The following is a 10,031-nucleotide window of genomic DNA, read 5'->3' as shown; positions in this document are numbered from 1 at the left end:
GAGCCATTGATACGATCGTCGAAAGTTTTCTGGAAAAACTGCCCACCAGCTACCGCAAACAACTGAAAAAAGCAGCAACTTGAACTAATTTACTTGTGGAAAACGTAGAACCGGCAAGGTGTTAGGGCACTTTTTTAACTTTCAAGTTTTAGTCTATAACAAGGAGTGATTTACATGGGAGATGGGAACTGTAGCATATGTTATGGATTCAGACCTGCAAACAGAAGATTATAGTTCCAGTTCATAGGTCTGTTCCATATGTCGGACACCCCATGAGGCATCTTCCACCTCTTTTGTTTTTTGGAAGCCAACTTTTTGATACATCGCAATCGCCGTTTTCTGATCGTCGGTAGTCTCAAGATAAATTTTTCGGTATCCGGCCTTTCTTGCGAAATCAAGAGCCTCTACCAAAAGATGTTTACCGATTCCTTGTCCTCGGAAATCCGGATGAATCAAAAACCAACGCAGTTGAGCAATCCGAGCCGGATGCTTGGCTATGGCAATCGCACCGATCTTTTTATCTCCAGCCTCTGCAAACCAGAGACGGTCTTTTTGAGGGTCATAATCTTTTAAGAAGTCGAAAAGAGTTTCACAGACATAACCTTCAAACACATGATTGTATCCACATTCTTTCGCGTAAATCCATCCATGCAAATAAATCAGTTCTCCCGCGTCCCCCGGTCTGAGATCATGCCGGATCTGGATCGGTTGTCCTTGTTCATGGGACAAATACTGTTGAATCAATTCCATGCTGTCCGCCAGTTCTCTCTGTTGCGTTTCAGGCAGATTGCTGATCAGTCTCTCCGACTGTTCGTCCGACAGACGGTTCATCTGTAAAAGCGTTTCTTTCCCTTTTTCCGTCAGACGTATGGGATACAGACGGCCATCCTCTTTTGATTGAGTGCGGACAGTAAGCCCATTTTTTTCAAATTTCTTTAAAATTCTGCTGAAATAGCCGGGATCAATGTTTAACTTCTGAGTCAATTTGCTTGCCGAACAGGTATCCGTTCCTCCGATTTCATACAAAATACGAGTTTCAGTCAAGGAGAATTCCGTATTGAGCAGGTGTTGATTCAGAAGCCCAAGGAGGTTTGTGTAGTAACGGTTGAACTTTCGCATTCTGACAATAGGGGAAGATTGTTCCGAATCCATAAAGACACCTCTTTCGACAATTTATTACCTTCTAGTTTAACGTTTTAATTGACAAAGTCAACTATTTTAGTTGCTTTGTCTCCTATCTCTTTTTCCAGCAAAATTTCAATTTGAAACTGAACAAACATGGCGCTTAGTGGATTGGGATAATTCTTCAGAACGTATAATTTATACGAAAAAAGCAAAAAAACTTGTTACCCCTCTTCAAGTCATTGACTCAATTTTTTTTAATAAGGGCCTTGGATTCTTCAGTTTGTGCCTGAAGAGAAAATCCTTTTTGTTCCAGTTTTTTGATCCATTTTCGGATGACTCTTATTTCTCGGTTCAAATAATCCTGTCCAAGCTCAAGATAGGGTTCTTTCTTTGAAAGCATTTGGTAAATGATCCGCAGAAGCAAGTGGGCAGTGGCAACAATCGCTCGTTTACTGCCTTGCGACGTTTTTAGCCGCTGATAATAACTTCTCATTCGGCTCTGCTTTTTCTTTACCGCGACCCATGCCGATTGAACCAAAATCGACTTGAGGTATTTATTTCCTTTCCCGATATGGCTGTCCCGTTTCTTGCCGGCACTTTCGTGGTTTCCGGGACATAGGCCGGCCCAGGAAGAAAGTTTAGCCGATGAACCAAAGACCTGCATCTTATTTCCAATCTCGGCCAGGATGACCGCCGCCGCATCCTGGCTGACACCGTATATAGATAAAAGCAGATCTCTTTCTTCTGAAAAGTAATCGGTAATGAGTTGATCTCGATGCTGAGCGATCGCTTCCACCTGTCTTTCAAAAAAATGAATGATGCTCATATAGTGGTCGAGCAGCTGGCGTTGACTCGGAGTGATCGAACCATTCAACGCCTGAACGATGACTGCTGTTTTTTTCTTTAATTGGAACTTGACCATTTGCCTGACCTGGCTTTCTGTCAGGACTTCACCGTCAATAATACTCTGAAGGAGCGCCCGCCCGGAGACGCCAAACAAATTTGTCAAAGCAACTGAAAGTTTAATGTTACTGCTCTCCAGCACTTTATGAATACGATTCTTATAGGTCGAGATATTCTGCCTGAGTTTCATGACCGACCGGGTATACTCTCTTAATTCCCGGATCTCTCTTCTGGGAACAAAGCTGGCCGTCACTAATCCGCATCGATAGATTTCTGCCAGCCATTCCGAATCCAAACGATCCGTTTTACGACCCGGCATATTTTTAATCGTTTTCGCGTTCGCAAGGACCAGATGAAACGCGTCTTCCATCAGATTCCAAATCGGTTTCCAGTAGATTCCGGTGCTTTCCATCACTACATCCTTGATGCGATAGTGAGAAAGCCATTGAGCTAATTTTTTGATCTGTTCCGTGGTCGTTTGAAAAACATGATGAAGCTTTGAAGGCTTTTGATCGACCGGGCCCCATAGAATGGTGGCGTGGATCGTGTACGATGAATATCCAAACCGGCGCAGCGTTCCAGCACGGCTTCCATGTGAACCACATCCCCGAATGATTATTAGAAGCTGGCCAGGATATCCTGAGAGTTGAAAAATTTATACACGTGTTTGGCACACAATCGGCGGTCCTCCCAGATATCCTTGATTAGTTTGTGTAACGGCTTGTTCAGCCATTTTATACGATAACCTCCGACCGGCTCCTACTTAAAGAATACCCACTTTAAGCAAAATTTTTTTGATTTTTCATCCTCGGCGGTGCCGGGAAGGCATGAAAGTTTTCATATACACCCTGTCCGCTGCGAAAGCGGATTGTCATTTGTGCTTCTCCCTGCCACAACTTTTTGTCCGCTTTCTTGCCGCCTCGCAAAATCGTGTGCCAAAGGGTGCCCTCTTTGGAAACCCGCAAAACAAAACGGCGATATGCACCCTTTCCGGGAACATATCGCCGCTTGTTATTAGCAGCCCGTTTCACGGTCTGCATGTAGTTCCTTGTAAACTGACTTTAGGTTACCTGTAAACCAAAAATACATGTAATAAAAGTCCATCCAGTTTATTTACCTTATCTTGATCAGGAACGAAGTTGAAATTTATTAACTACGGCGTGAAATCATTCTTTTCAACGGGGAAAAATGACACCGGTGAGATAAGAGATCGATATTGCGGGGTTATCCAAAAGGGCAACCCTCTTTATTTATAGCATTATATTATTTATCCAACTTCACCAATAACAGCGAATTTTTCAATAATATGCTGCACTTTTTCTCTACAAATTTTGCATGTTCTTATTTGTACTCAAATCAAGATACTCATGCTTTAATTTATCGATAATTTCTGCTACGGTTTCCTCTTTTTTAATTGCTCCTACTCCATGTCCTGCTGACCATATATTCTTCCATGCTTTTGGACCATTATCATTTGCTTTAGACCAATTAAAAGATCCTTTCGTTGGCAATTGCTTTGGATCGATTCCAGCTCTTTGAAGACTCGGGATTAAATAATTCGCATTGATTCCACTAAATACATCGGTATAAATAATATCTTCAATAGTCGATTCAAGAAGCATTTTTTGATATTCACTGCTGGCTAGGCTTTCTTTAGATGCAAGGAATCTAGTCCCCATATAAACGAGATCCGCACCAAGAATTCTTGCAGCCAAAATATCCCTGCCTGTTGAAATTCCACCAGCTAGAATGGTGATTCCATCCCAAAACTCTTTTACCGCATGGATAAATGCGAATGGATTATAAGTTCCGGCATGCCCTCCTGCACCGTTGCAGACAAGAATTAAACCATCAGTCCCTCTTTCGGCAGCTTTTCTCGCATGAACAAGATTTACAACATCCGAGAACACAAGACCACCGTATTCATGAACAATGCCGACAACCCGGCTTGGATCTCCAAGAGAAGTAATGACAACAGGAGGCTTGTACTTTCTAATATACTCTAATTCTACTTCATATCTTGCATTAGTACGGTGAACAGCCAAATTAACGGCCCAAGGAGCTATCTTTCTCGTTGGTTCATTACGCCTTGCTGTAGAAAGACCTTCTGTGATGCGAATCATCCAGTTATCTAAATCCTCTAAAGTACGAGCGTTAGCCAAAGGAAATGAACCAATGACTCCTGCTTTACAACCTTCAATGACCATTTCAACACTTGAGACCAAAAACATTGGTGAGATTATTATCGGAAGTTCAATCCGAGATACAACAGTAAAAGGTTTTTCATTTGTCATGAAAACTCTCCCTTCCCGGAATACAGTTCTAAATTTTATTTTTAAACAAGTTTAAACACTTTTTATTCTTTAAGATTAATTCTAGAATTGACATAAATATATTCGATGTTATTTCAAAAATTCCGATCAGGTCTTTTTTTGTGTGTAAATTCATCTCAGGAAGGAAACAGGAGCGCGCACTGGCATCAACACTTGACAGATGGCCTGTTGGATCATTCGGTCCAGTCCCGGGGGATGCCCAGTTTGCGCCGGGTCCCGTCCGGCTTAGGAAGACATACTCGTTTGACCGGTTGAGGCCTGTAGGTGCCCGTTTTAAGTTTCCGAATCAGCGGCCGGCAGTATTTCCGAACCTGACTTTCCAGTTCGCCCACGGTGATGCCGTCAATGCCCGGCGCGCCATGATTCGCCTTTACTTTCTGGAGTGCTTTCCATAAGTTTCGAAGGTCTATAACTTTTTCTATCAGTGATACAAGAATCCGTATCTGTCACCGAGTGTTTCCGTTGCTGAGCACTCCTGCATTGTCTCCAGCGGGCAGCTATCTGCCGCTCATGGCGGACGCACAAGACAATAAGCCGACGGACTATGCCGCCGGCTTATTGGTCATGACTTCGTCTGAGGGAGCGGCCGATTCAGCCACTCAGTATAAAAGGCATCAATATCGGGTTCAAAATCTTGCAATATCGGATACCAAGGCGTGACAGCTTCCACTTCGAGCTGCGTTGCACATGATGGACAGTAATATTCGCGAATAACCTGCCACTTCGGATCAGGGGCCAACATGTTCGGGTACAGTTCCGCCAATTTTTCCGGGGTATCCCGAACATAGATCAGCGCATGGAGCTTCCAGTTATCTCCCGCTTCACAAAATTCATGTCCGCAATCACATTTGACCACTCTGCTGCCATCCGGTTTCTGTACATAATATAAATGCAGACCGGCCGGCAGCAGAATCAGATCCTCCCATTTGACCCTTTCCTGCAGGATACTGATGTACTTTTCAAATCGATCGGCATCTTTAAAGTTGGAAAGCATCTCTTTCAGTTTATAAAAATCAATCGTCCCATCGATTAACTCCTCAATGGTCTTGCGGTCATATTGCGTCATGTTCTCACCTCATTTGCCATTATTTGTTGTTCTTTTTTATTTTCGCCCCAAATACTGGAATGCCCAACTCATCTTCTGTCAGATTCCACTCTTCCGGCAAATTCCAAAACGCTTTAAATTCTTTTGCAAAGTTTTCGCTGAGCGCAAAACTGCCCGCATACATATGCTGGACCTGAACGGATGCTTCTTTCTTTAAAATGTTTCCTTTCTCTGCCTCCATCCACTCGCCCGTCGGGACTCCGCGCCTGAGCCGATCTTTTCTTATTTGTTTGCGGCGCTTTTCCGTCGTCTTCTCATCGACAACATACTTTCCTTTCTCATTTTTGCTGACATTCGCGCCATATACATTTTCTGCATAACGCGGCAGAATGAGGCCTTCATTTAAATCGTTTTCAATATTTTTCGGCAGACGCTCAAGCGGATCGCCAAATCCCGGACCTCCGCGGAGGTAGTTCAAATAAAGATCATAATTATCAAAAATGGTTTCAGTCGTAATCGATTGCTTATCGCGAATGATTTCTTTTGCTTCCATTAATTTCTCATATTCAGGATAGTCCGGATCACTGTCTCCCCCGGTCGGAATCGGCAACCCTTTTTTAATCCGTTCCCTTAAATCTGTCCCATGTGCTTCAAAACGGTAACCTGAAGCGGCGGGATAGCCGCCCATCAAACCACAGTCACTGGACATATAGCCATTGCCCATAAAAAACATTGTCCAATCCTTCGCCCCGTATACCATTCGCAGTGTCTCATAACCGCAGCCGCCGCGGTATTTTCCATAACCGGCCGTATTCGGCTTAACGCTGCGTCCTAGATAAAGAAGCGGTTCGGCCAGTTCCCAAATTTCCATGTCACCCATATCACCTTCAGGATTCCAAATCGCCGCCGCATGGCTGATGCCGTCCTTGACTGCACCTGCACCAACCCCTTCAGCCGCCGATTCAAAACTATTCACCGCGTGATTTTCGTTAAACTGATTATATCCGCCGCCTTGCAGCCAATTGGACGTATTTGCATTCCCGGCATTCACTTCTTCTAAATAACCGCGGGCAAAGTAGTTGCGGCTGAGCGCGCGCCACAATGGACTCCATGCAGAAACAAGGAAATGCCAGGCGTAGCTGTGTGCGGTGCGGATATCATCCGGATTGAGCCATGAACCATACGGGAGATCAAAGCTGCTCGCATACAGCGGCCCGTCATTGACACGATCATTGGGAATGAGCGTTTGGGACATCATGACCCATATCCCGCTCGTAATAGAAACCGGTGTTGCATTATAACTGTGCCATCCCCAACGATTTACCCCTTCAAAGTTGATCTGGAATTTTCCATCCTTGTGAACCGTAAGTTCGGTAGGCGCATGCATAATGGTATTGATGCGGGCATATGGAGGGACATCAAGGCCTTCATAAGGAACGTCAACGAATGAAACTTGACGGTATTTCCCCGGAATCAGCAGAGTCTTCACTTGATTGACAAAGCCTCTCCGCCCATCTTCAATCACTTCGCGAATAAAATGTTTATATGTGTCCGCGCCCTCTTCTTTGATGATGTCGAGAACAAGATCCCGGATCATGTGGCACCCGGCAATACGCGTCCGCTCATCAAGAAGCCAGTATTTTGTCGTCCGTACCGAGCGCTGGCTTTCGATGACCCAATCTTTCAGCAAGGTATCGTCTTTGCCGATTTTCCGGCAGGCCACTTGATAACCGTCGTCATAACGGGTCACCGGCCCCACGGTCATGCTTCCCGGCGCCGTTGCGCCGACATCAATAACGTGCGTGACACCGCCGACCCAGCCTATCAGCTCATTTTGATAAAAAATCGGAACAATCGTATGGACATCGCAGGGGTGAACATTCCCGATTTGGCAGTCATTATTGCAGAAAATATCGCCATCCTCAATACCCGGGTTCACCTCATAATCATTTTTAATCATATATTTAATAGCGGCACCCATTGTACCGACATGAATAATAATACCGGTTGATGTCACAATTGAATCGGCGTCCGGGGTGTAAAGTGTAAAACATAATTCTCCTTCTTGTTCAACAATCGGTGAAGCGGCAACTTTTTTGGCTGTTTCCCTGGCGTGCACAATGCCTCCGCGCAGTTTTGAGAAGATTTTTTCATAGCGGATCGGATCACCTTCTTTTAACGGCAGTGTCTTTAATCCGGCATAATATCCGGTTTCACGGCTGAGATCATCAGTCTCCCTGCGCATTTGCTGAAGCGTTTTCCCGTCCCAGCCGATGCTTTTACGGCTGTTCAATCGTTTATCGATTTTCGCCATGCGGCAAACCTCCTTTTACAATTAAAGTTCTTTCAAGTGAAAAATGCGGTGAGCATCCAGATACGTTTCAAATCCAGCCGGTATAACAAAGGTAGTGGCCGGCGATTCAAGAATGGCGAAGGATTGAATACGATTCCCCGGTTTCAATTTTTCCATCTCCCAAATATCCGCTTTTAGCCATTCTCCTTTCCAGTACACACTGCGTTTGCCAAGAAAAGCGTCTGCCGGCGGCGTTTCACCTTCGGACGGCTCCTCCGAAATTCTCGGCTTGGCGACTTCCACAACACCGCGGATGATTGCGCCTGTGATACTATAACCCAGTTCAGGCGATGTGGCCGCCTTTGCGTAAACTCTCGTATAAGTCGCTTCGAAAGCCTTCACTAGCGCATCCCAGTCATCCACACGGCGAAATGCCTTTATCGGCGCTTCGATTTCCAAATCATTTAATTGTCCCTGATACTGCATCCGGAAATAGAGGCGGAAATCCACATCTTTTTTGGCAAACTGGTTTTTTTCAAATTCCCCGGCAACTTTTTCCATTAATTCATCCCAGACGTACTGTAATTCTCTGCCGCCGATCAGCTTTTGGTCATCCTCAGCATCGGCGTCGACATTGATATCGAGTGTTTTATCATAGCGGTATTCGAAATCCGCTGCTCCGCAGCCAAACGCGGAAAATCCGGCGGCCCATGCAGGAACAAGCACATCCTCGAATCCGAGGTTCTTTGTATAGCCTGCCGTATGAAGCGGTCCGCCGCCGCCGTATGAAAAGCAGACATACTGTGAAGGTGAATAGCCTTTGCCTAAAATCATTGATTCCAGATAATTGCGCAACTGCGACTCAAGCAAGTCAATCACGCCGTAGGCCGCATCCTCTACCGTTAGTCCCAGTGGATCGGCAATCTGTTTTTTCACCGCTGCATAAGCGCGATCGGGATCAAGCTGGATCTCGCCGCCAAGAAAGTTATTTGGGTTGATTAACCCGAGAATAACATGGCAGTCGGTGACCGTCACCGTATTCAAACCGCCTTCCGGATAACAGACGCCCACTTTCGAGCCGGCACTGTCCGGCCCCAGTGTCAGAGATTTGAAATTCGGATCGATTCTGACAAAACTGCCGGCCCCCGCTCCCACTGTATCCATCGCGACCAGTGGCAGTGATAGAACCAATCTTGCCATATCCGGACTTGTATTGATGCTTAAATCGCCTTGAGTGATGAGCGCCATATCAAAGCTCGTGCCTCCGATATCCGAACAGGCGATATTACGGATACCAAGATGTTCGCCAAGATATTTCGCACCAATGACACCGCCGATCGGGCCGGAAACCAGTGTTCTTGCCAGTTCATTTGCCTGTGTGCTAATCGTTCCGCCGTGGCTCGCCATGACACGGAGATCAAAATCTGCCCCATGCGCCTTCAGCATGCGATCGATTTTTGCCAATGTCTCACGGGATGGATCGGCTGCATAAGCTTCAATGATCGTGGTATTGGTCCGATGGGTTTCTTTTCTCACGGGATAGTAGTCAACCGAAGCAAAAACAGGGGTGTTTTTTCCCGCTTTCTTTATTGTTTCTCTGGCGATATCTCTGATCCTGCGTTCATGGGCCGGATACTTATAAGAGTGGAGCAAGCTTATCACAATCGCTTCCACATCCTGCCTGAGCAATTCCGAAACAGCCGGTTCGACTTCTTGTTCATAGAGCGGAATGATAACGCTTCCAAAAAGATCCACTCTTTCGGTAATCCCTTTCGTCCATTCCCTCGGTACAAGCGGCGGATCGAAGCGGTGAGTATTTAAATGCAGCCGGTCGGAATAGGAATAGCCTAAATAAGACTGAATCGCCCGGCCCATACGGTGAAAATCTTCCATTCCTTTGTTGACGATCAAACCGACACGACGCCCGTTTCTCGAAACGAGACGGTTGAGCATCGCTGTGCCGGAGTACACACCGGCCAGGAGCTTCGGAAATTCATCCTCGACGCTTGACCCCCAGTATGTGAGTGCATCTCTTGCGGAGTTCAGCAAGCCGATCGATTCATCTTCCGGCGTTGACTGCGCCTTCCCAACGACAAAATCACCGTGATCATCAATGATGAATGTGTCGGTCATCGTACCGCCGGCATCGATGGCCAGAATCTGCGCCTTTCTCATTTTATCTCCCCTTTCAAGCTTATTTCGTGCTCAGCAATTTTCAATGCAAGGATCGTGCCAATTTCCAAAAGATGAAAGCATCCGTCTTTTTAGCCTAATAAACCGAATGAATTGTTGCGAATCGCTACAGCTGTATCGCTACACGTTCTATGCATGT

The 10,031-nt window shown here is 45.7% G+C and carries 6 protein-coding genes; all 6 read right to left on the bottom strand.

Annotated elements, in window-relative coordinates:
* Nucleotides 1–228 precede the first annotated feature (228 nt).
* The 6 genes from Q6A92_RS05220 to Q6A92_RS05195 all read right to left on the bottom strand — a co-directional run bounded on the left by Q6A92_RS05220 (nucleotide 229) and on the right by Q6A92_RS05195 (nucleotide 9,874).
* Entirely contained in the window at nucleotides 229–1,152 is a 924-nt protein-coding gene (locus tag Q6A92_RS05220) for a bifunctional helix-turn-helix transcriptional regulator/GNAT family N-acetyltransferase (RefSeq protein WP_332237299.1), read from the bottom strand.
* 217 nt (nucleotides 1,153–1,369) lie between these two features.
* Entirely contained in the window at nucleotides 1,370–2,491 is a 1,122-nt protein-coding gene (locus tag Q6A92_RS05215; protein ID WP_332237302.1) for an IS110 family transposase, read from the bottom strand.
* 859 nt (nucleotides 2,492–3,350) lie between these two features.
* A complete protein-coding gene (locus Q6A92_RS05210) occupies nucleotides 3,351–4,322 on the bottom strand; it encodes an NAD(P)H-dependent flavin oxidoreductase (protein WP_332237298.1) in 972 nt (323 codons plus the stop codon).
* 601 nt (nucleotides 4,323–4,923) lie between these two features.
* Nucleotides 4,924–5,427, bottom strand: coding sequence for an acetone carboxylase subunit gamma (locus Q6A92_RS05205; protein ID WP_274401520.1), 504 nt, complete (start codon nucleotides 5,425–5,427; stop codon nucleotides 4,924–4,926).
* Nucleotides 5,428–5,446: 19 nt separating this feature from the next.
* Nucleotides 5,447–7,720 (bottom strand): hydantoinase B/oxoprolinase family protein, encoded by a 2,274-nt coding sequence (locus Q6A92_RS05200; protein ID WP_332237297.1) that lies wholly within the window; start codon nucleotides 7,718–7,720, stop codon nucleotides 5,447–5,449.
* A 21-nt stretch (nucleotides 7,721–7,741) separates the two neighbouring features.
* Nucleotides 7,742–9,874: a hydantoinase/oxoprolinase family protein gene (locus Q6A92_RS05195; protein WP_332237296.1), complete on the bottom strand. Its 2,133-nt coding sequence runs from the start codon at nucleotides 9,872–9,874 to the stop codon at nucleotides 7,742–7,744.
* Between the last annotated feature and the right edge of the window lie 157 nt (nucleotides 9,875–10,031).

Source organism: Sporolactobacillus sp. KGMB 08714 (assembly GCF_036598985.1).
GTDB lineage: Bacteria > Bacillota > Bacilli > Bacillales > Sporolactobacillaceae > Sporolactobacillus.
This window is presented reverse-complemented; position numbering and strand designations above follow the sequence as displayed.